This window comes from Micromonospora maritima (assembly GCF_902825405.1).
Lineage (GTDB): Bacteria > Actinomycetota > Actinomycetes > Mycobacteriales > Micromonosporaceae > Micromonospora > Micromonospora maritima.
The window spans coordinates 1-20,276 of the sequence record NZ_CADEAU010000045.1 but is presented as its reverse complement, the minus strand read 5'-3'; the positions used below and the strand labels follow the sequence as shown (position 1 = coordinate 20,276).

Genomic DNA, 20,276 nt, shown 5'->3' with positions numbered 1-20,276 from the left:
CCCGCCGGTCGGCTCGACCCGGTGGCGGTCTCGATCGCGGCCCATCGCGCGTCGCTGCTGGCCGCGGTGCCCGCCCTCGCGTCGGCCCGGTGGTTCCCGGCCCGCCGGGCGGAGCTGCCCAACCTGCGTCGGGCCCTGGTCGGCTGGGCCGCCGACGAGGGTCTGCGCCGGGCCAGCGCCCGACCCCCGGAGCCGCCCGGCGCGCACGGCCGGGTGCCGGTGACGGCCGGGGTGGAACCCGCCGAGCTGACCGACCGGATCGACCGTCAGGCCCGCTCCTGCGCCCAGCGGATCCGCCAGCACCTCGCCCTGGAATTGGCCAACATCCACCTGCGGGTGGTGCAGGAGATCGTCTTCGGGGTCGGCTGTGCGGGTCTGCCGCAGTTGCTCGACCGTGAGCTGGAGGCGCTGTCGTTGCTCGCCACGGCCCAGTGCGACGAGGCGGTCCGGAACATCGTCGAGGACGCCGCCGGCCGGGTGTTCGGCACGCCGCTGGCCGAGGGCGTGCGCCGGCGGATCGACCACGCCGTGCGCTGGGGCCTGGCCGACCATCCGGACAGCCGGGAACTGGACCGGGTGCTCCTGGTCACCAGCACGGCCGGGGTGGCCGGGCTGACCGGTGCCGGCGCTCTCGACGCGCTGGCCGGCCTGCCCGGCGCGGAGCGGGACGAGGTGCTGCCGCCGATCGGCGTGGCGCTCAACGGCGGCTGCTGGCAGCACTGGCGGTCGCCGGGCAACGACGACCCGAGCGCCGCCCGCTCCTGGGCCCAACGGGCCCTGCGCGAGGTCGAGCTGGAACTGTCCCGGGAGGTGTCCCGCCGCTTCGAGGTGATCCGTCTCTCGCTGAGCGCGGTGCTCACCGATGCTGTCGACCACGGCATTCTGCTTGCCTGAGAACAGGGGCGCCGCGGGGGCGGCCGGGCCGACGTACGCGGCCCGGGCGGGTGATCCCGACCGCCGCGCCGTTCCGGTTCATCGGTTCCCCGGATCCGGTGGCACGATGGGGGGCATGGCGGCTCCACAGGTTGCGCCGGTCGAGACGCCGGACACCGAAGAGGTGCCGGTCTCCGACCGGCCGTGGGTGACCATCGTCTGGGACGATCCGGTCAACCTGATGACGTACGTGACCTGGGTGTTCCAGAAGCTCTTCGGGTACAGCAGGGAAAAGGCGGAACAGCTCATGCTGGACGTGCACCACAAGGGCAAGGCGGTGGTCTCCAGCGGGGCCCGGGAGCGGATGGAGCACGACGCGTCGCAGTTGCACGCGTACGGCCTGTGGGCGACGGTGGACCGCTCATGAGCATGTTCCGTCGCCGGGGCGACCGCTACGTGGCGACCTTCGCCGTCGACGAGGTGCGCGTGCTGCGCAAGGTCGCCTCCGAGGTGGTCGGCCTGCTGACCGACGGCTTCGACCACGGCGACCCGGTGGTCGGCCGGCTGTTCCCCGAGGTCTATCCGGAGGACGCCGCCGGCACGGCCGAGTTCCGCCGCTACACCGAGGGCGACCTCAAGACCGCCAAGATCGACCAGGCCGGCGCGATCCTCGCCGCGTTGCCCGACGGCGACGCCGGTGGCGAGGTGCGGCTGGACGCGGAGGCGGCCGAGGCGTGGCTGCGGGCGCTCAACGACGCCCGGCTGGCGATGGGCGTCCGGCTGGAGATCAAGGACGGCACCGACCTGGGTGAGGAGCTCGACGACGCGGTCGCCGCGGACCCGGCCTCGTCCCGGGTGTTCCAACTGTCGGTCTACGCCTATCTCGGATATCTGCAGGAGTCCCTGCTCAACGCGCTCATCGACTGAGTGGTGACGGTCGCCACCTCGCCGCCCGGGACGGCCAGGCGCTAGGCTGGGCGGCGTGCTGAGCATCGACCGGTCGATCATCGACGCGATCGTCGCCCACGCGCGTCGGGACCACCCGGACGAGGCGTGCGGCGTGGTCGCCGGTCCCGCCGGCAGCGACACCCCGACCCGGCACATCCCGATGGACAACGCCGCCCGCTCGATGACCTTCTACGAGTTCGACTCGATGGAGCAGTTGCGGGTCTGGCGCGAGATGGACGACCGCGACGAGGAGCCGGTCGTCATCTACCACTCGCACACCGCCACGGAGGCCTACCCGTCCCGCACGGACGTCTCCTTCGCCGGTGAGCCGGGAGCGCACTACCTGCTCGTCTCGACCCGTGAGCCCGACACCGAGGAGATCCGCTCCTTCCGGATCGTCGACGGCGTGGTCACCGAGGAGCCGGTCGAGATCGTGGATGCCGCCGTGGACCCGCACGCCGTCCAGTCCTACATGTTCGGGCAGAGCCCGGCGACGGTCGACTACGAGTGTTCCGACCGCTGATTCCAGCGCCGGCCCACCTTTCCTTTCCGTCACCTGGCACGTCCCCGAACGAGGAGCACGAGACATCATGGCCATCGAGGTTCGCATCCCCACCATCCTGCGCAGCTACACCGGCGGCGCGAAGGTCGTCGAGGGCAGCGGTGACACGCTCGCCGACCTGCTGACCGACCTGGACTCCCGGCACGCCGGCCTGCGGGCCCGGCTGGTCACCGACGCCGGCGCGCTGCACCGGTTCGTCAACGTCTACGTCAACGACGAGGACGTCCGCTTCCTGGGCGCGCTCGACGCCAAGCTCAACGACGGCGACAGCGTGACCATCCTGCCGGCCGTGGCCGGCGGCGCGTTCGGCTTCGCCGCGGCGGCGGCGATCGCCTCGCACGCGGTCGCGGCGCGCGCCACCGCCGCCCGCTAGGGGGTCGGCATGGCGCGGTACGACAGCCTGCTCGACGCCTCCGGCGGCACGCCGCTGGTCGGGCTGCCGCGGCTCTCCCCGACGGTCCCGGACGGCGCGCCGCCGGTGCGGCTCTGGGCCAAGCTGGAGGACCGGAACCCGACCGGCAGCATCAAGGACCGCGCGGCCCTGTTCATGGTCCGCGCGGCCGAGGAGGCCGGCCGGCTCCGCCCCGGCGACACGATCCTGGAGCCGACCAGCGGCAACACCGGCATCTCGCTGGCCATGGTGGCGAAGCTGCGTGGCTACCGGCTGGTGTGCGTGATGCCGGAGAACGTCTCGACCGAGCGGGTGCAGCTGCTCCGGATGTACGGCGCGGAGATCATCTTCTCGCCGGCGGCCGGCGGCTCGAACCAGGCCGTCGCCACCGCCAAGCAGATCGCGGCCGACCACCCGGACTGGGTGATGCTCTACCAGTACGGCAACGAGGCGAACGCCCGGGCGCACTACGAGACGACCGGGCCGGAGCTGTTGCACGACCTGCCGGGCATCACCCACTTCGTGGCCGGGCTGGGCACCACCGGCACGCTCATGGGCACCGGCCGCTACCTGCGGGAGAAGGTCGACGGGATCCAGGTCGTGGCGGCCGAGCCGCGCTACGGCGAGCTCGTCTACGGCCTGCGCAACATCGACGAGGGCTACGTGCCCGAGCTGTACGACGCCGGGGTGCTGTCCCGGCGGTTCTCGGTGGGCACCCGGGACGCGGTGCTGCGGACCCGGCAGCTGGTCGAGGTCGAGGGGATCTTCGCCGGGTTCTCGACCGGCGCGATCCTGCACGCCGCGCTCGCCGTGGCACACGAGGCGGTCCGCGACGGCCGCCGCGCCGACGTGGCCTTCGTGGTCTGCGACGGCGGCTGGAAGTACCTGTCGACCGGGGCGTACGGCGGCACCCTCGCGGACGCCGAGGACGCCCTGGAGGGTCAGCTCTGGGCCTGACGGCCCGACGGCCGGTCCGGTCGGCGACGTGTCGTCGGCCGGACCGTCGTCGTCCTCCCGGGACCGGACGTGTACGGGTGTCACGTTGATGACAACTTCCGGCAGATGATTCTTGCCCGACCGGGCCGACGCGTAGGCTGCGCAGCGTGGCGAGCGCGTCGGTAGAGATCAACGGCGGCGGGGCGACTGCCGACGGGTCGACTACCCACGGTGAGATCGAGGCGACCGGATGCGACTGACCGTCCTCGGCTGTGCGGGCAGCTTCCCCGGGCCCGAGTCACCCTGCTCCGCCTACCTGATGGAGGCCGACGGGTTCCGGCTGCTGATCGACTTCGGGGTGGGCTCGCTCTCCACGCTCCAGCGCTACGTCGGGCTGCACGCCCCGGACGCCGTCCTCCTCACCCACCTGCACTGCGACCACATGTTCGACGCGGTGTCCTACGTGGTGGTGCGCCGGTACGCGCCGGACGGCCCGTACCCGCCCCTGCCGATGTACGCCCCCTCCGGCGCGCCGGACCGGTTGGCCAGCGCGTACGGGCAGGAGGAGGGCTCGGTGGAGGACGTCTACCAGTTCTACGGCCTCCAGCCGGGCACGTTCCCGATCGGTCCGTTCACCGTCACGGTCGACCGGATGAACCACCCGGTCGAGACGTACGGGGTGCGGCTGGAGCACGGCGGCCGGGTGTTCTGCTACTCCGCCGACACGGCGCCCTGCGAGGCGCTGCTGCGGTTGGCCCAGGACGCCGACGCGTTCCTCTGCGAGGCCAGCTACATGGACGGGGTGGACAACCCGCCGGACCTGCACCTGACCGGCCGGGAGGCCGGCGAGGCGGCCACCAAGGCGGGGGTGGGCCGGCTGCTGCTCACCCACCTCGTCCCCGCGTGGGGCAGCGAGTCGGACACCGTGGAGGCGGCGGCCGGGGCGTACGCCGGGCCGCTCGAGGTGGTCCGGGCGGGTGCCAGCTACGACATCTGACCGCCTGGCGGCACCGGCGGGCGGGGCGATCACCGCACCGCATAGGGTGCAGGCATGGCGCGACCTGACGGGCGGCGGCCCGACCAACTCCGACCGGTGACCCTGACCCGGGGCTGGAGCACCCATCCGGAGGGCTCGGTGCTCGTCGAGTTCGGCGCGACCCGGGTGCTCTGCACGGCCAGCGTCACCGAGGGCGTGCCGCGCTGGCGCAAGGGCTCCGGGCTGGGTTGGGTGACCGCCGAGTACGCGATGCTGCCCCGCGCCACCAACACCCGCTCGGACCGGGAGAGCGTCCGGGGGAAGGTCGGCGGTCGTACCCACGAGATCTCCCGGCTGATCGGGCGCAGCCTGCGTGCCTGCGTCGACCTGAAGGCGTTGGGCGAGAACTCGGTGGTGCTCGACTGCGACGTGCTCCAGGCCGACGGCGGCACCCGCACCGCCGCGATCACCGGCGCGTACGTCGCCCTGTACGACGCGGTGACCTGGCTGGCCGAGCGCAAGGCGCTCACCGGCAAGGTGGAGAAGGTGATGCACCGCTCGGTGTCCGCGGTGAGCGTCGGCGTGATCGGCGGCGAGCCGATGCTCGACCTCTGCTACGCCGAGGACGTGACCGCCGAGGTCGACATGAACGTGGTCTGCACCGGCACCGGCGACTTCGTCGAGGTGCAGGGGACGGGCGAGGCCGGTGTCTTCGCCCGCGACCAGCTCGACGCCCTGCTCGACCTGGGCGTGGCGGGCTGCCTGGAACTGGCCGACGCGCAGCGGAAGGCGCTGAACCTGTGACCGACAACAAGGTGCTCCTGGCCACCCGTAACCGCAAGAAGCTGGTCGAGTTGCAGCGGATCCTGGACGGCGCGCTCGGCGCCCACCGGATCGCCCTGGTCGGCCTCGACGACGTCGAGGAATATCCGGAGCTGCCGGAGACCGGCCTGACGTTCGGCGAGAACGCGCTGATCAAGGCCCGGGAGGGCTGCCGGCGCACCGGTCTGCCGACCATCGCCGACGACTCCGGCATCGCGGTGGACGCGCTCAACGGCATGCCGGGCGTGTTCAGCGCCCGCTGGTCCGGCCGGCACGGCGACGACCGGGCCAACCTCCAGCTCCTGCTGGACCAGGTGGCCGACGTGCCGGACGAGCACCGCGGCGCGGCCTTCGTCTGCACGGTGGCGCTGGTGCTGCCCGGCGGCAAGGAGCACCTGGTCGACGGCCGGCAGCCGGGCCGCCTGCTGCGCGCGCCGCGCGGCGAGGGCGGGTTCGGCTACGACCCGATCTTCCTGGGTGACGGGCAGGAGCGGACCAACGCCGAGCTGACGCCCGAGGAGAAGGACGCGGTCAGCCACCGCGGCAAGGCGCTGCGGGAGCTGGCCAAGCTGGTCGCCAAGGTGCTCCCGCCCGCCGCCTGACCGGCCGGTCCGCTCAGCCGAGCGGGCCGACCTCGCGTTCGATCGCGGCCCGCAGCGCCGGTCCGCGTACCACCTCCCGCGCCGCCTCCATCAGCGGAGCCAGGAACACGTCGGGCCCCGGCTCGCCGATCGTCTCGCCGAGCGCGGCCAGTGCCGCCCGGCCCGCGGGGGACGGCTCCAGCGGCGCGCGCAGCTGGAGCCCGCGTACGGCCGCCAGCAGCTCCACCGCGAGCAGGCTGGTGAGGTTGTCCAGCACCGTGCGCAGCTTCTTGGTGGCCGCCCAGCCCATCGACACGTGGTCCTCCTGCATGCCGCTGGTGGGCAGCGAGTCGACCGAGGCGGGGGCGGCCAACCGGCGGTTCTCCGCCACGATGCCGGCCGCCGTGTACTGGGCGATCATCAGCCCGGAGTTCACCCCGGCGTCGGGGGAGAGGAACGCCGGCAGGTCCCGGTTGCGGGCCACGTCGAGCAGCCGGTCCACCCGCCGTTCCGCGATCGCGCCCACCTCGGCGGCGGCGATGGCCAGGTAGTCGGCGGCGAAGCCGAGGGGCGCGCCGTGGAAGTTGCCCGTCGACTCGACCCGCCCGTCCGGCAGCACGACCGGGTTGTCCACCACGGACAGCAGCTCCCGGCCGGCGACCACCTCGACGAAGTCGAGCGTGTCCCGGGCCGCGCCGGCCACCTGCGGGGCGCAGCGCATCGAGTACGCGTCCTGCACCGCGTGCGCCAGGTCGTCGCGGTGCGAGTCCATCACCGCCGAACCCTGGAGCAGCCGGTGGATGTTCGCCGCCGAGGCGGCCTGCCCGGGATGCGGGCGGATGGCGTGCAGCTCGGGCAGGAACGGCCGCTCCGAGCCGAGCATCGCCTCGATGGCCAGCGCGGCGGTGACGTCTGCCATGGCGAACAGGTGCCGGGCGTCGGAGACGGCCAGCAACAGCATGCCGAGCATGCCGTCGGTGCCGTTGATCAGCGCCAGTCCCTCCTTGGCGGCCAGCGACACCGGCTTGAGCCCGACCCGGCGCAGCGCGTCGGCGGCCGGGATGCGGTCGCCGGCCGGGCCGAGCACCCAGCCCTCGCCGAGCAGCGCCAGCGCGCAGTGCGCCAGCGGCGCCAGGTCGCCGGACGCGCCCAGCGAGCCGTGCTCCGGCACCCACGGCGTGACCTCGTGGTTCAGCAGGTCCACAAGCGCCTCGGCGACGAGCGGGCGGACGCCGGAGCGGCCGAGCGCGAGCGAGCGCACCCGCAGCAGCATCATGGCGCGTACCACCTCGCGGGGCATCGGCGCGCCCACGCCGGCGGCGTGCGAGCGGATCAGCGCGTGCTGCAACTCGGCCCGCCGCTCGGGGGCGACGAACGTGTTGGCCAGCGCCCCGAAGCCGGTGGAGACGCCGTAGACCGGGCGGCCGGCGGCCTCGATGCCGTCCACGATGGACCGGCTGGTCGCCATGGCGTCGGTGGCGGCCGGGTCGAGCACGACCTTGGCGGTGCCGCGGGCCACCGCGAGCACGTCGGCGGGGGTGATCCCGGTGGACAGGATGGTCACGGTGGTCATCGCGGCACTCCGTTGTGCAGAACCTGGCGGATCAGCGGCACACCCGGCCGGTAGGCCAGGTGCAGGTGGGTGGGGGCGTCGAGGATCATCAGGTCGGCCCGGGCCCCCGGGGTCAGCCGGCCGACGTCGGTGCGGCGCAGCGCCGCCGCCCCACCGGCGGTCGCGGCCCACACCGCCTCCGCCGGGGTCATCCGCATCTCGCGTACGGCAAGTGCGACGCAGAACGGCATCGACGAGGTGTACGACGAGCCGGGGTTGCAGTCGGTGGCCAGCGCCACGGTCACCCCGGCGTCGAGCAGCCGGCGCGCGTCCGGGTAGGGCGACCGGGTGGAGAACTCCGCCCCGGGCAGCAGTGTGGCGACGGTGGTGGTGTGCTCGCCGTCGGGGCACATGCAGCCGATCCGGTGCGACGCCAGTGCGTCCACGTCGGCGTCGGACAGGTGGGTGCAGTGGTCGACGCTTGCCGCGCCGAGTTCCACCGCGAGTTGGACGCCCGGCCCGGGGCCGAGCTGGTTGGCGTGCACCCGCACGCCCAGCCCGACCGCCTGCCCACAGGCGAGGATGGCCCGCGCGTGGTCCACGTCGAACGCGCCCCGCTCGCAGAACACGTCGATCCAGCGGGCGTGCGGCGCGGCGGCGGCCAGCATCGGCCCGCAGACCAGCCCCACGTAGTCGTCCGGGCGGTCGGCGTACTCGGCGGGGACCACGTGCGCGCCGAGGAACGTGGTGTCCTCACTGAACTCGGCGGCGATCCGCAGCGAGCGGGCCTCGTCGGCGACGCTCAGGCCGTACCCGCTCTTGATCTCGACCGTGGTGGTGCCCTGTCGCAGCATCTCGGCGCGCAGCCGGCGCACGGTGGCCCGCAGGTCGTCGTCGGAGGCGGCGCGGGTGGCGCCGACGGTGGTGCGGATGCCGCCGCCGGTGTAGGGCTCGCCGGCCATCCGGGCGGCGAACTCGGCCGCCCGGTCACCGGCGAAGACCAGGTGGGCGTGGCTGTCCACGAAGCCGGGCAGCACCGCCGCGCCGCCGGCGTCGATCCGCCGGTCCGCGGCCGGCGCGTAGCGGGCCGGACCGACCCAGGCCACCTGCCCGTCCTCGATCAGCACGGCGGCGTCGCGGCGGACGCCCAGCGGGTCGCCGCCCCGGCCGTCGTTGGTGACCAGTTCGCCGATGTTGTCCACCAGCAGGCTGGTGGTGTTGCGCGATGCGGGCCGCACCGGGTCGCCGGGCCGGACCGGCCGTCCGGGGAAGCCGCCGACGCTCACGACAGCGCCGCCGCGATGGAGTCCCCCAGCTCGGTGGGAACGTCGACGGTCAGGTGCCGGCCGTCGGCGACCACGGTCCGGCCGTCCACCACCACGTGCGTCACGTCGGCGGCGGTGGCCGCGAAGAACACGCCGACCGGCGGTACGCCGGCCGTGCGGGCGCTGTCCAGCCGTACCGTCACCAGGTCGGCCCGGTCGCCCACGGCGAGCCGGCCGGCGTCACCCCAGCCGAGCGCGGCGTGCCCGGTCACGGTGGCGGCGGTGACCAGCTCGACGGCGCCGAAGTGCCCCCGTTTCCGGGTGCGCAGCCGCTCGTCCAGCTCCACCGCGCGGGCCTCCTCGAACAGGTCCACCACGGCGTGGCTGTCGCTGCCGAGGCTGAGCGGGCTGCCCGCCTCGGCCATCCGCCGGGCCGGGCCGATCCCGTCGGCCAGGTCCCGCTCGGTGGTGGGGCAGAGGCAGACGCCGGTGCGGCTGTCACCGAGCAGCGCCACGTCCCCGGCGGTCGGGTGGGTGGCGTGTACGGCGGTGGTGTGCCGGCCGAGCACGCCGTGGTCGGCGAGCAGTCGGGTCGGGGTGCAGCCGTGCGCGGCCCGGCAGGCGTCGTTCTCGGCCGGCTGCTCGGACAGGTGCACGTGCAGCGGCAGCCCGTGCCGGTCGGCCCAGCCGGCCACGGTGGCGAGCTGCTCGGCGGGCACCGCGCGGACCGAGTGGATCGCCGCGCCGAGCCGGACGTGCTCGTCGGCCGGACGGAACGCGTCGACCCGCTCCGCCCAGCGCAGCGCGTCGCCGTCGCCGAAACGGCGCTGCGGTCCCACCAGCTCCGCGCCGTCCACCCCGCCGGTCAGGTAGGCGGCGTCCAGCAGGGTGAGCCGGATCCCGGCGTGCGCGGCGGCCTCGACAAGCGCGGCGGACATCGCGTTCGGGTCGTCGTACGGGGTGCCGCCGGGGCCGTGGTGCAGGTAGTGGAACTCGCCCACGCAGGTGATCCCGGCCAGCGCCATCTCCGCGTACGCGGCCCGGGCCAACGCCAGGTAGGAGTCGGGGTCGAGGCGGGCGGCGACGGAGTACATGAGGTCCCGCCAGGACCAGAAGTCGCCGCGCCCGTCGTGGGTGCGCCCGCGCAGCGCCCGGTGGAACGCGTGCGAGTGGGCGTTCGCCAGGCCGGGCAGGGTCAGCCCGGGCAGTCGGGTGGCGTCGCCGAGCACCTCCACGCCGGCGGCCGGCGAACCCCCGCCGGTCAGCGGAGTCACGGCGGTGAGCCGCCCGTCCGTCGCCTCGATCAGCACGTCCGGGGTGGGCTCGGCGTGGTCGGGCAGCCAGGCGTACTCGGCCAGCCAGCGGGTCAGCGGCATGCCAGCTCCTCCAGCACCCGGGCCAGGGCGGCGACCCCGGCGGCGCAGTCGGCGTCGGTGGCGGACTCGGCGGGGGAGTGCGACACCCCGGTCGGGTTGCGCACGAACAGCATCGCGGTGGGCAGGTGCGCCGCCAGCACCCCCGCGTCGTGTCCGGCGCCGGTCGGCAGCACCGGCACGTCGAGCAGCGCGGTCAGCCGGTCGGCCAGCCCACCGTCGAACGCGACGAGCGGGGTCGCCGACTCCTGCGTGCAGGTCAGTGCCGTGCCGTCCCGGCCGGCCCGCTCGGTGGCCTTGGTCCGGACCGCCTCGACCAGACCGTACAGCGTGTCCGCCTCGGCCGCTCGGGCGTCCAGCCAGCCGGTGACCCGGGACGGGATCGCGTTCGTGGCGTTCGGCTCGACCGACACCCGGCCCACGGTGGCGTGGGCGTCGCGCAGCCGGGCCTCCTTGTTCGCCGCGAGCACGGTGAACGCGTAGGTGAGCATCGGGTCGCGGCGGTCGGCCATCCGCGTCGTACCCGCGTGGTTGCCCTCGCCGGTGAAGTCGAACCGCCACCGGCCGTGCGGCCAGATGGCGGACGCCACCGCGACCGGCGCGTCCGCGTCGACAAGCGCGCGGCCCTGCTCGACGTGCAGTTCCACGAAGGCCGCGAAGCGGCCGAGCAGCGTCGGGTCGGCGCCGGCCGGCCGCGCGCCGAGCGCGTCGGCGAAGCTCACCCCGGCCTGGTCGCGCAGCCCGGCCGCGCGGTCGACCTCGATCTCGCCGGTGAGCAGCCGGGACCCCAGGCAGGGTACGCCGAACCGCGCGCCCTCCTCCTCCACGAACGCGGCCACCACGACCGGCCGGTCCGGGGTGACGCCGGCCGTCCGCAGCTCGTCCACGGCGAGGAACGCGCTGACGATGCCGAGCGGACCGTCGTACGCGCCGCCGTGCGGCACCGAGTCGAAGTGGCTGCCGGTGAGCACCGCGCCGCCGGTCTCGGGGTCGCCCCACCAGGCGAACAGGTTGCCGTTGCCGTCCTCGGACACCGGCATGCCCCGCTGGTCGGCCTGGTCCCGGAACCAGGCGCGCAGGGCGAGTTCCGGTTCGGTGAGCGCGTGGCGCAGGTAGCCGCCGCTGCCGGCGTCCCGCCCGACCGGGGCGATCTCGTCCCACAGCTCCCGGAACCGGTTAGGAGGGGGCCCTTCATATGCAGAATGCGTTAACAAGGGGCCCTTCCTTACTCGCTCATCGGGACGCGCACGCCCGTGCGGGCGGCGACCTCGCGGGCGTCGTCGTAGCCGGCGTCGACGTGGCGGATCACGCCCATCGCCGGGTCGTTGGTGAGCACCCGCTCGATCTTCTGCCCGGCGAGGGTGCTGCCGTCGGCGACGCAGACCTGGCCGGCGTGGATGGACCGGCCGATGCCGACGCCGCCGCCGTGGTGGATGGACACCCAGGACGCCCCGCTGGCGGTGTTGACGAGCGCGTTCAGCAGCGGCCAGTCGGCGATCGCGTCGGAGCCGTCGGCCATCGCCTCGGTCTCCCGGTAGGGGCTGGCCACGCTGCCGCAGTCCAGGTGGTCCCGGCCGATCACCACCGGCGCGCTCAGCTCGCCGGAGGCGACCATCTCGTTGAACCGCACCCCGGCGCGGTCGCGTTCGCCGTAGCCGAGCCAGCAGATCCGCGCCGGCAGGCCCTGGAACGCGACCCGTTCGCCGGCCATCCGGATCCATCGCGCCAACGATTCGTTCTCCGGGAACAGGTCGAGGATCGCCCGGTCGGTGGCGGCGATGTCCTTCGGGTCGCCGGAGAGCGCGGCCCAGCGGAACGGGCCCCTGCCCTCGCAGAACAGCGGCCTGATGTACGCGGGCACGAACCCGGGGAAGTCGAACGCCCGCTCGTATCCGCCGAGCCTGGCCTCGCCCCGGATCGAGTTGCCGTAGTCGAAGACCTCGGCGCCGGCGTCGAGGAAGCCGACCATGGCCTCCACGTGCTTCGCCATCGACGCCCGCGCCCGGTCGGTGAACTCGGCCGGCTCGGCCGCCGCGTAGTCCCGCGCGTCGGCCAGGTCCACGCCCTCCGGCAGGTACGACAGCGGGTCGTGCGCGCTGGTCTGGTCGGTCACGACGTCGATGGCGACGCCCCGGCGCAGCAGCTCGGGGAAGACGGTGGCGGCGTTGCCGACCACGCCGACGCTGAGCGCCCGCCGGTCCCGCTTCGCCGTGAGCGCCCGCTCGACCGCGTCGTCCAGCGAGTCGGCGATCTCGTCGAGGTAGCGGTCGTGCGCCCGCCGCTCCAGCCGGGTGCGGTCCACGTCCACGACCAGGCAGACGCCGCCGTTCATGGTGACCGCGAGCGGCTGCGCCCCGCCCATCCCGCCGCAGCCGGCGGTGAGCGTCAGCGTGCCGGCGAGCGTGCCCTCGAAGCGCTTGGCGGCCACCGCGGCGAACGTCTCGTACGTGCCCTGGAGGATGCCCTGGGTGCCGATGTAGATCCAGGACCCGGCGGTCATCTGCCCGTACATGGTCAGGCCCAGCGATTCGAGGCGACGGAACTCCGGCCAGGTGGCCCAGTCGCCGACCAGGTTGGAGTTGGCCAGGAGCACCCGCGGCGCCCACTCGTGGGTGCGCATCACCCCCACCGGGCGGCCGGACTGCACGAGCATGGTCTCGTCGTCACGCAGCTCGGTGAGCGTCCGCACCAGCGCGTGGTACGACGGCCAGTCCCGGGCCGCCTTGCCGGTGCCGCCGTAGACCACCAGGTCCTCGGGGCGCTCGGCCACCTCGGGGTCGAGGTTGTTCATCAGCATCCGCAGGGCGGCCTCCTGCGGCCACCCCTTGGCGGTGCGGGTGGTGCCACGGGCGGCGCGGACGGGCTGGTGCATCTCGTACTCCTCTCAGCCGAGGAACAACTGGCGGCGGGCGGCGGACGACTCGAACGCCTCGAGTCGGGTCTGGGTCTCGGCCGGCGCGGCGTCGCAGATCGCCTGGAGCACCACCATGGCCAGGGTCATCGGTGCGGTGTGCAGGTCGAAGACCAGGTCGGCGCCGACGGCGGCGGGCAGCACCACGTCGGCGTGGTCGGCCGCCGGGCTCACCGGGGAGTCGGTGATCGCCACCACGGTCAGCCCGGCGTCGGCGGCCTCGCGGAGCGCGTCCAGCGTCTCCCGGGGGTAGCGGGGCAGCACGAAGGCGAGCAGCGCGGTGGCGCCGGCCGCGACCGCCTGGTCGAGGCGGTCGGCGAGCAGGCTGCCGCCGTCGTCGAGGACCCGCACGTCCGGGTGCACCTTCGCGGCGAAGTACGCGAAGTACGCGGCCAGTGGGGCGGCGGCGCGCAGGCCGAGCACGGGCAGCGGGCGGCTGGCCGCGAGCAGCCGGCCCACCCCGGCGATCCGGTCGGCGTCGGCGAGCTGCGTGGAGAGCCGGTCGAGGTTCTCCATCTCGGCGTGCACGGCCCGTTGCAGGGCGTTTCCGGCGGTCGGGTCCGCCGCGCCGGTGGCGGTCAGCTCCCGCAGCCGGCGGCGCAGCGCGGGATAGCCGTCGTGCCCGAGCGCCATGGCGAACCGGGTGACCGAGGGTTGGCTGACGCCGGCCAGCTCGGCCACCTCCGCCGCGGACAGGTACGCCGCCGCGCCGGCGTGCCGCACCAGGCAGTGGGCGATGCGGCGCTGGGTCGGGGTGAGGCGGACGCCGTGGAAGAGGTCGAGCAGGCGGTCGGGGCGGGACGCGCCGCTTTCATTCACAGGCTGACTCTATGCATGAAAACTTTCACTACGCAAGGGCGCGCCGCCGACCATCCGACCGCAGGGCGGACCCGCGAGCGTGCTCTCTGTACTATCCGCACGGCGGGTGAACAGAGGAGTGGGGCATGCAGCCGGAAGGTCCGTACAGGTTCACCGAGGTGCTGGGCGAGTGCCAGGTCGGCAGGGCCTGGGCGGCGCTCGACGGGCAGGACCGGCCGGTGACCGTGGCGACGCTCGACGGGGCGGCGGCCGGCGACCAGCGGTGGCGTGAGGCCTTCACCAACGCCGCCAACGTGCTGGCGCAGACGCCCGGCGGTCACCGCTACGTCAACGCCGACTTCACCGCCGGCCAGCCCTGGGTGGCGTATCCGTCCGAGGAGGACGGCGCCGCCGAGCGGCTGTTCGGCTCCCTCGGCATGGACTACCAGCGCACCGCGACGGCCGAGATCCTCCCGCCGCCGCCGCCGGTCTCGGCGCCGCCGCAGCCGGTCTCGTCCCCGCCCCAACTGCCGTGGAGCCCGCAGCCGTGGGCGATGGCGCCCCAGCAGCCGGTCTCCGGCGCGCCGTCGTCCGGCGCGCCGGTCTCACCCGGCATGCCGGTCCCGGTCATCCCCGCCCAGGCCACCGCCCCCGACCCGCTCACCTCGACCGGTGGCCCCCGGATCGCCCCGGTGGCGCGTCCGCCGCGCAGCCGGACCGGTCTCTGGATCGGCGGCGTGGTGATGGCCGCGGTGCTGGCCGGCGGCGCCGGGCTGCTCGCCGGCCGGGCGCTCGCCGACGGCGACGAGCCGTCCACCCCCTCGGCCAGTGCCTCCCCGGCGCTCTACGAGGCCACCCAGCTCTCGCTGAACAAGGCGAAGTTCGACGCCGAGCTCATGCCGCTCGCCGAGCCCTGGCTCGGCGAGGTCGGCGGGTGCGCGATCAACACCGAGAAGAGCGGCCCCGGCCTCGCCGACGGCGAGAAGCAGCACGTCTTCTGCCGCTACCTGGGCGTGTCCCTGCACTTCGCGGCATACGAGTCGGCCGAGAAGAAGGAGGCCGCCCGGGCCTTCCGCCAGCAGATGGGCATCATCGGCCGTGCGCTCGCCCCGGGCATGCGGGAGGCCTCGCAGGCCACCGGCGGGGTCAGCGGTGCCACCGGCAACTACGTCGAGTACGCCGGCAACGGCCAGGACGGCCGCCCGGTCTGCGGCATCTGGTGGGGCCGGGACGACAAGGTCGCCGCGATCTACATGGAGACCCCGTGCGGGGCGGGCCTCGGCGGCAACTGGGACGCGTTGCGCGACCTCTGGCAGCGGCACAGCTAGCGGACGGCCGCACCGTTCGGCGGCGGCACCAGGCACACGTCCGTCCCCTTGGTGACGCCGGCGACCAGGTCGAAGCGGACCACCCGGGCACCACCGAACGGCCGCTCGGCGACCGCCACGCCCCCACCGCCGAGCCGGACGATGACGTCCCGGTTCGCCACGTCGGCCCAGTCGGTCGCCTGGAAGAGCCACACCCGCGAGCGCCCCGGCAGCAGCGTCGCCACCGTCCTTCCCGGACAGCCGCCGGGGCCCGCCGCGACCACGTAGGCGTCCGCCGGGGGCCCGTACCAGGACTGGGCGTTCCACGAGACGGTGGTGGCCAGCACCAGGTCGCCGGGGCGCCGCCGGGCGTCCAGGTAGTCCAGAGCGGTGCGGTAGTCGACCGCGTTGGCGCCGCCGCCCTGGGCGAAGGCCCGCGCCGGATGCACCGTCGCCACTACCGCGGTGGCCAGCTGCGGCACCGCCAGAGCCAGGAGGAGCACCACCCCGGCCGCCCAGCGGACGCGGGCCGGCATCCCCGCCCGGACCTCCGGCGGCGCGGCGGCCAGCGCGGCGAGCACCAGGCAGGCCGGCACCGCGTAGAGCGCCAGGCGGCCGTTGAACGGGTAGACCGACAGCGCCGCCCCGGCGAGCCCGGCCGCGAGCGGGGTGAGCAGGACCAGCACCGCGACGGTGGAGAGCCGGCGCAGGCCGGCGGCCGCGCCGAGCACCAGCAGCGGTACGACGACCCACGCGGACCAGGCCACGAACGGCACCGTCGCCAGGCTGCGGTACGTCGCGGCGAACCAGTCCACGGTGGCCGGCAGGTCGGTCAACGGGTGGGCCGGATAGATCGACTTGCCCTGCCAGTAGGCGGCGAGCTGCTGGTCCGCCAGCCCCGGCGCCAGGAACAGGACGTAGACCACAAGCGCCACTGCGGCCCAGGCCGGCGCCGGGGCGAGGAACCGTCCCAGGTCGCGCCACCGCTGGGCCGGCAGTCGCCCCGGACGGGTCAGCGTCTGCGCGACCAGCAGCACGCCGAGCGAGCCGGCGACCGGGATCGACAGGGTGCTGAAGACGGCCGCGACCGCCGCGGCGGACCAGAACAGGGCCGCGCCGGCCCAGCTCGGCACGCCCCGGGACAGCAGCAGTGCCAGCCCGACCACCACGGTCACGAAGAAGGCCTCGGCGCTGTACTGCTTCAGCTCGTTCGAGTAGCCGATCAGGAACGGGGCGACCGCGACGAGCAGCAGCGCCACCAGCGCGACAAGCGGCGGCAGGAGCCGCCGCCCGAGCCCGGCCACCAGCGGCAGCAGCGCCAGCCCGAACAGCAGCGGCACGAGCCGGAGTGACCGTTCGGAGTCACCCAGGTGCTCGAAGGAGAACCGTTCCAACCACAACCAACCGGGCGGTGCCGACTGGCTGAACGCCAGCGGTTGCAACAGGTCCAGGTAGCCACGCTCGCGCACGTTGTGCGCCACGTACAGCTCGTCGCTCCAGAAACTGCGCGCGAAGCCCCACTGCCGGATCCGCAGCCCGGCGCCGAACGCCACGAGCAGGCCGGCGACCGGCCAGTAGGGCGACCGGCTCACCCGGTCCCACCCGGAGGCGGCGAAACCCCCCGGTCGGGACGCCGTCGCCGTCGCCGGTGACCCGGGCGCCACCGCAGGGGAGAACGCCGGCAGCGGGCGTGTCACGGACACGGCGAGACCGTATCAAAGCAGCGTTCGCGTCAGCGGCCCCGAGCGTCCGGCCCCGCGTCCTCCGGAAGACCGGCCACGGTGGACGGCACCGGCGATCCGATCATCCGTGCGGCCCGCCGGTGTCGGCGGGCCGGGCGGGGGAGCCCCACCAGGAACTCGGGGAACATGCCGAAGAAGGTCCGGGCGCCGCGGAGTTCCAGGGTGTGCGCCCGCGACCAGCGCAACGAGTTCGTCGCCCGGGCCCAGTGGTGGGTCCACCGCACGTCGCCGAGCAGCGCCACCGGCAGCCCGTGCCGCCAGGCGCGCAGACCCAGCTCGTGGTCCTCGTAGTAGAGGAAGAACCGCTCGTTCCACCCGCCCAGCGCGGTCACGTCCGCGGTCCGGCCCGCCACCGCGGCCCCCATCAGCCAGGCGACGTGCACCACCTCGCCCGGACCGGCCACCATCCGGTAGGACGCGTGCAGGCGGGACAGCGGCCACACCCGACGGTTGCCCAGCTTCGCGGTGGCGTACGGGAATCCGCGACCGTTCGCCTGCGGCGTGCCGTCGGTGCCGAGCAGTTGCGGCGCGACCAGTCCGCCGTGCGTGTCCAGGTGCCGGGCCAGCGCGTCCAGGCCCGCCGGGCGCACCTCCAGGTCCGGGTTGGCGAACAACACGTAGCGGCCCGCCGCCTGGCGCAGCGCCACGTTGTTGGCGCGGGAGAAGCCGACGTTCTCCGGCAACCGGATCACCCGGGCGCCCAGCTCCTCGGCGGCGGCCGCCGAGTCGTCGGCGGAGGCGTTGTCGACCACCAGCCACTCGTACGGCTTGCCGCCGCGCCAGCAGCGACGCAGCGTCTCCGCCGAGTTGTAGGTGACCGTCACCACGGTCCACACCGGTCCCGCCATCACGCCCTCCGAACGGTCAGGTAGCCGAGCAGCGAACCGAACCCGAACCGGCGGCCGGTCCACCGCCGCCGGGCCCCCGGCCCCTCCACCAGTCCGCGCGCGACGCCCCGCAGGAACGGTCGCAGCAGGCCCTGTCGGGCCCGGCGGGCGGCCAGCGCGACGTGCGCCAGTGCGAGCACCGGCACCGCCACCAGCAGCAACGGCCAGCTGAACGTGCGCGCCGCCACCAGCAGCCGGTTGCGGGCCAGCAGGAAGGCCCGGAACCCCTGCAACCGCTCGTCGCCGTCCACGCTGTGCCCGCCGGCGTGCGGCAGCACCAGATCCAGCCCGCGCGTGCGCAGGCCGGCGGCGTAGAGCCGGAACGCCAGGTCGGCGTCCTCACCCCAGGCGAACAGATGCTCGTAGAAGCCGCCGAACCGGCGGTACAGCGCGGTGGGGAAGACCGCCGCCCCACCGGACGGGCCCAGCGGCGCCCGGGCCACCGCCGCCGGACGGTCGATGAAGAGCGAGACCGGGTTCAGGTCGATGCCGACGTACTCGCCGCCGTGCATGGCCAGGCCGACCGCGATCGGGGTCTCCGGGTCCTCGGCCGTGGCGGCGCAGATCCGGGCCAGTGCGTCGTCGGGTAGCCACACGTCCGGGTTCAGCAGCAGGACGTGGCTCGTGCCGACCTTCTCCACCGCCCGGTTGCAGCCGGCCGCGAAACCCGGGTTGCCGTCGTCGGGCAGGTGGACGTACCGGTCGGCGGGCAGGTGGGCGGCGACGACGTCGGCGCACCCGTCGGCCGGCCAGTTGTCCGCGAAGACGAACCGCACCGGCAGGTCGCCGGCACTGCGTACCCAGGTGGGCAGCGTCTCGGCCAGCATCCCGGCGGACCGGTACAGGACGGTGACCACCGTCAGCCCGTCGAACGACGTCCCGTTCACGCCGTGGTCCTCCCCAGCCGGTGCAGGATCCACAGGCCGGGCACCAGGCTCAGCCAGGTCGGATAGATCAGCGGATACAGCTCGTAGACGCCGAACAGGGCGAAGTAGACGACGAACGCGCGCGCCAACTGCCCGGCCGGCGCGGCGGAGAACTCGAACCACCGTTCCGTCGCGCCGACCGCCAGCCCGAGCGCGAGCAGGAAGAACACCGCGCCGAGCGGCCCGTAGTCGAGCAGCGGGATGGCCACGAAGGTCGCGGTGTTCATCAGGTACGGCTGGCTGAGCTGCGAGGTCAACCCGTACAGGTCCGCCCTGCCGACGATCGGTTCGACCCGGGAGCCGAGGAACGTCAGCGAGTACGTGCCGTACCGGGGGTCCAGGTGCTCCCGCTGCGACCAGACCCGACCGAACGTCTCGGTGGAGGAACTGAGGGACAGGTCGAGCGAACCGGCGCTGCTGGTCAACGCGTTGCTGCCGTAACGGGCCCGGAACTCGGTCTCGAACGCGCCGGTGCCGGCCATGGTGCGCTGCCCGCCGAGGAACACCGCCGCGCCGAGCGCGACGGCGCCGATCAGGAGCACCACCGGCGTCCGCGCGGCCAGGAACCTCGCGGCCCGCCCCCGGGTGCGCCGCACCGACAGCGCGGCGATCAGCGCCGGCGCGATGCCCACCAGCACCGAGTTCTTGCTCGCGCCGAGCGCGGCGCCGACGGTGAAGACCGCCGCGAGCGCGTAGTAGACCGGCAGCGCCCGCCGCCGCCCGGACAGCGCGCGCAGCAGCGAGATGCCCATCCCGAGCGTCCACGCCTCGGAGAGCAGACCGATGACCAGGTTCGACTGTTCGCGGAGCACCTGCCGGGCGGCGTCCGGGTTGTCGGCGAGCAGCGGCGGCACGGTGCCCCGGAAGCGGATCGCCGCGGTCGCCGCCGCGACACCGAGCAGCACGACCAGGTAGGTCAGCAGGCGCCGCTCGGACGGCCAGGACAGCTCCGGCCGGGACCGTCCGTCGGCGTCGTCCCGCCGGTCGACCAGCCGGCGCCCGGCCGCCCAGGCGAGCAGGAAGACGGTCACGTAGCCGGCGAGCACCGGCAGCACCCCGCGGCCGGCCCAGGAGTCGTACGGGCCGGGCAGCACGCGCACGGCGGTCAACGCGGCGGTCCAGACGGCGGCGCACGCGGCCAACGCCCACATCCGGCGGCGCGCGGCCACCAGCGCCCCGCAGGCCAGGGCGATGGTGACCGCGATCCCGGCGTCCCAGGTGGACACGAGCAGGGCCACCCCGAGCGCGATCGGGATCCCGACCGACCAGAGCCGTCGCTCAGCGGGCGTCATGGGCCACCGTTCGGTAGAGGTCGAGCCAGGTGTCCACGCAGCCGGCGAAGGAGTGCCGGGCGGCGTACTCCCGGGCCAGCGCGCGGCGCCGCTCGTTCCCCGCGCCGGGGCGGGTGGCCGCGCGCACCGCCGCG

Annotated in this window: 19 protein-coding genes and 1 pseudogene; 10 read left to right on the top strand and 10 right to left on the bottom strand. The window is 74.4% G+C overall.

Features of this window, described 5'->3' with window-relative positions; genetic code table 11:
• The 9 genes and pseudogenes from HUW36_RS07685 to rdgB all read left to right on the top strand — a co-directional run.
• A pseudogene (locus HUW36_RS07685) lies at positions 1-894 on the top strand (P-loop NTPase family protein); the annotation flags it as partial.
• A 115-nt stretch (positions 895-1,009) separates the two neighbouring features.
• The gene (gene clpS, locus HUW36_RS07680) at positions 1,010-1,300 is read left to right on the top strand and encodes an ATP-dependent Clp protease adapter ClpS (protein ID WP_091269570.1); all 291 of its coding nucleotides are present in this window, start codon (positions 1,010-1,012) and stop codon (positions 1,298-1,300) included.
• Positions 1,297-1,800: a DUF2017 domain-containing protein gene (locus HUW36_RS07675; protein WP_091584094.1), complete on the top strand. Its 504-nt coding sequence runs from the start codon at positions 1,297-1,299 to the stop codon at positions 1,798-1,800. Before clpS ends, HUW36_RS07675 begins: the two co-directional genes overlap by 4 nt.
• Positions 1,801-1,855: 55 nt before the next feature.
• Positions 1,856-2,344 (top strand): M67 family metallopeptidase, encoded by a 489-nt coding sequence (locus tag HUW36_RS07670; RefSeq protein ID WP_174527477.1) that lies wholly within the window; start codon positions 1,856-1,858, stop codon positions 2,342-2,344.
• A 67-nt stretch (positions 2,345-2,411) separates the two neighbouring features.
• Positions 2,412-2,756 carry a MoaD/ThiS family protein gene (locus tag HUW36_RS07665; protein WP_091581023.1) on the top strand — a complete coding sequence of 115 codons (345 nt, stop codon included), beginning with the start codon at positions 2,412-2,414 and terminating at the stop codon, positions 2,754-2,756.
• Between the two features lie 9 nt (positions 2,757-2,765).
• Positions 2,766-3,731: a PLP-dependent cysteine synthase family protein gene (locus tag HUW36_RS07660; RefSeq protein ID WP_174527476.1), complete on the top strand. Its 966-nt coding sequence runs from the start codon at positions 2,766-2,768 to the stop codon at positions 3,729-3,731.
• Between the two features lie 229 nt (positions 3,732-3,960).
• Positions 3,961-4,707 carry an MBL fold metallo-hydrolase gene (locus tag HUW36_RS07655; protein ID WP_174527475.1) on the top strand — a complete coding sequence of 249 codons (747 nt, stop codon included), beginning with the start codon at positions 3,961-3,963 and terminating at the stop codon, positions 4,705-4,707.
• 54 nt (positions 4,708-4,761) lie between these two features.
• The gene (gene rph / locus HUW36_RS07650; RefSeq protein ID WP_174527474.1) at positions 4,762-5,490 is read left to right on the top strand and encodes a ribonuclease PH; all 729 of its coding nucleotides are present in this window, start codon (positions 4,762-4,764) and stop codon (positions 5,488-5,490) included.
• Positions 5,487-6,110, top strand: a complete 624-nt coding sequence (gene rdgB / locus HUW36_RS07645) for an RdgB/HAM1 family non-canonical purine NTP pyrophosphatase (RefSeq protein WP_174527473.1) — start codon at positions 5,487-5,489, stop codon at positions 6,108-6,110. Before rph ends, rdgB begins: the two co-directional genes overlap by 4 nt.
• Before the next feature lie 13 nt (positions 6,111-6,123).
• On the opposite strand, the gene hutH is transcribed toward rdgB, so the two are convergent.
• From hutH to HUW36_RS07615, 6 genes are read right to left on the bottom strand one after another with little or no spacing between them, the layout of a single operon-like run.
• Entirely contained in the window at positions 6,124-7,662 is a 1,539-nt protein-coding gene (gene hutH / locus HUW36_RS07640) for a histidine ammonia-lyase (RefSeq protein ID WP_174527472.1), read from the bottom strand.
• Positions 7,659-8,879, bottom strand: a complete 1,221-nt coding sequence (hutI, locus tag HUW36_RS07635) for an imidazolonepropionase (RefSeq protein ID WP_174527481.1) — start codon at positions 8,877-8,879, stop codon at positions 7,659-7,661. Before hutI ends, hutH begins: the two co-directional genes overlap by 4 nt.
• Positions 8,880-8,923: 44 nt before the next feature.
• The gene (locus tag HUW36_RS07630) at positions 8,924-10,276 is read right to left on the bottom strand and encodes a formimidoylglutamate deiminase (protein ID WP_174527480.1); all 1,353 of its coding nucleotides are present in this window, start codon (positions 10,274-10,276) and stop codon (positions 8,924-8,926) included.
• Positions 10,273-11,493 carry an allantoate amidohydrolase gene (locus tag HUW36_RS07625; RefSeq protein ID WP_174527471.1) on the bottom strand — a complete coding sequence of 407 codons (1,221 nt, stop codon included), beginning with the start codon at positions 11,491-11,493 and terminating at the stop codon, positions 10,273-10,275. Before HUW36_RS07625 ends, HUW36_RS07630 begins: the two co-directional genes overlap by 4 nt.
• 11 nt (positions 11,494-11,504) lie before the next feature.
• Positions 11,505-13,151, bottom strand: a complete 1,647-nt coding sequence (hutU, locus tag HUW36_RS07620; protein ID WP_174527470.1) for a urocanate hydratase — start codon at positions 13,149-13,151, stop codon at positions 11,505-11,507.
• Between the two features lie 12 nt (positions 13,152-13,163).
• Complete coding sequence (locus tag HUW36_RS07615) at positions 13,164-14,009, bottom strand: MurR/RpiR family transcriptional regulator (RefSeq protein WP_174527469.1); 846 nt, start codon at positions 14,007-14,009, stop codon at positions 13,164-13,166.
• A gap of 125 nt (positions 14,010-14,134) precedes the next feature.
• On the opposite strand from HUW36_RS07615, the gene HUW36_RS07610 reads away from it, so the two are divergent.
• The gene (locus tag HUW36_RS07610; RefSeq protein ID WP_174527468.1) at positions 14,135-15,316 is read left to right on the top strand and encodes a hypothetical protein; all 1,182 of its coding nucleotides are present in this window, start codon (positions 14,135-14,137) and stop codon (positions 15,314-15,316) included.
• Here HUW36_RS07610 and HUW36_RS07605 read toward each other — a convergent pair.
• Genes HUW36_RS07605 through HUW36_RS07590 form a run of 4 tightly spaced genes read right to left on the bottom strand, consistent with a single transcriptional unit; the run spans position 15,313 to position 20,142 of the window.
• Entirely contained in the window at positions 15,313-16,998 is a 1,686-nt protein-coding gene (locus HUW36_RS07605; RefSeq protein WP_246247956.1) for a glycosyltransferase family 39 protein, read from the bottom strand. The two genes, HUW36_RS07610 and HUW36_RS07605, sit on opposite strands and share 4 nt — an antisense overlap.
• A 29-nt stretch (positions 16,999-17,027) precedes the next feature.
• Positions 17,028-17,885, bottom strand: a complete 858-nt coding sequence (locus HUW36_RS07600) for a glycosyltransferase (RefSeq protein ID WP_174527467.1) — start codon at positions 17,883-17,885, stop codon at positions 17,028-17,030.
• The gene (locus HUW36_RS07595) at positions 17,885-18,811 is read right to left on the bottom strand and encodes a glycosyltransferase family 2 protein (protein ID WP_246247954.1); all 927 of its coding nucleotides are present in this window, start codon (positions 18,809-18,811) and stop codon (positions 17,885-17,887) included. The genes HUW36_RS07600 and HUW36_RS07595 overlap by 1 nt, the downstream gene beginning before the upstream one ends.
• The gene (locus tag HUW36_RS07590) at positions 18,808-20,142 is read right to left on the bottom strand and encodes a hypothetical protein (protein ID WP_174527466.1); all 1,335 of its coding nucleotides are present in this window, start codon (positions 20,140-20,142) and stop codon (positions 18,808-18,810) included. Before HUW36_RS07590 ends, HUW36_RS07595 begins: the two co-directional genes overlap by 4 nt.
• Between the last annotated feature and the right edge of the window lie 134 nt (positions 20,143-20,276).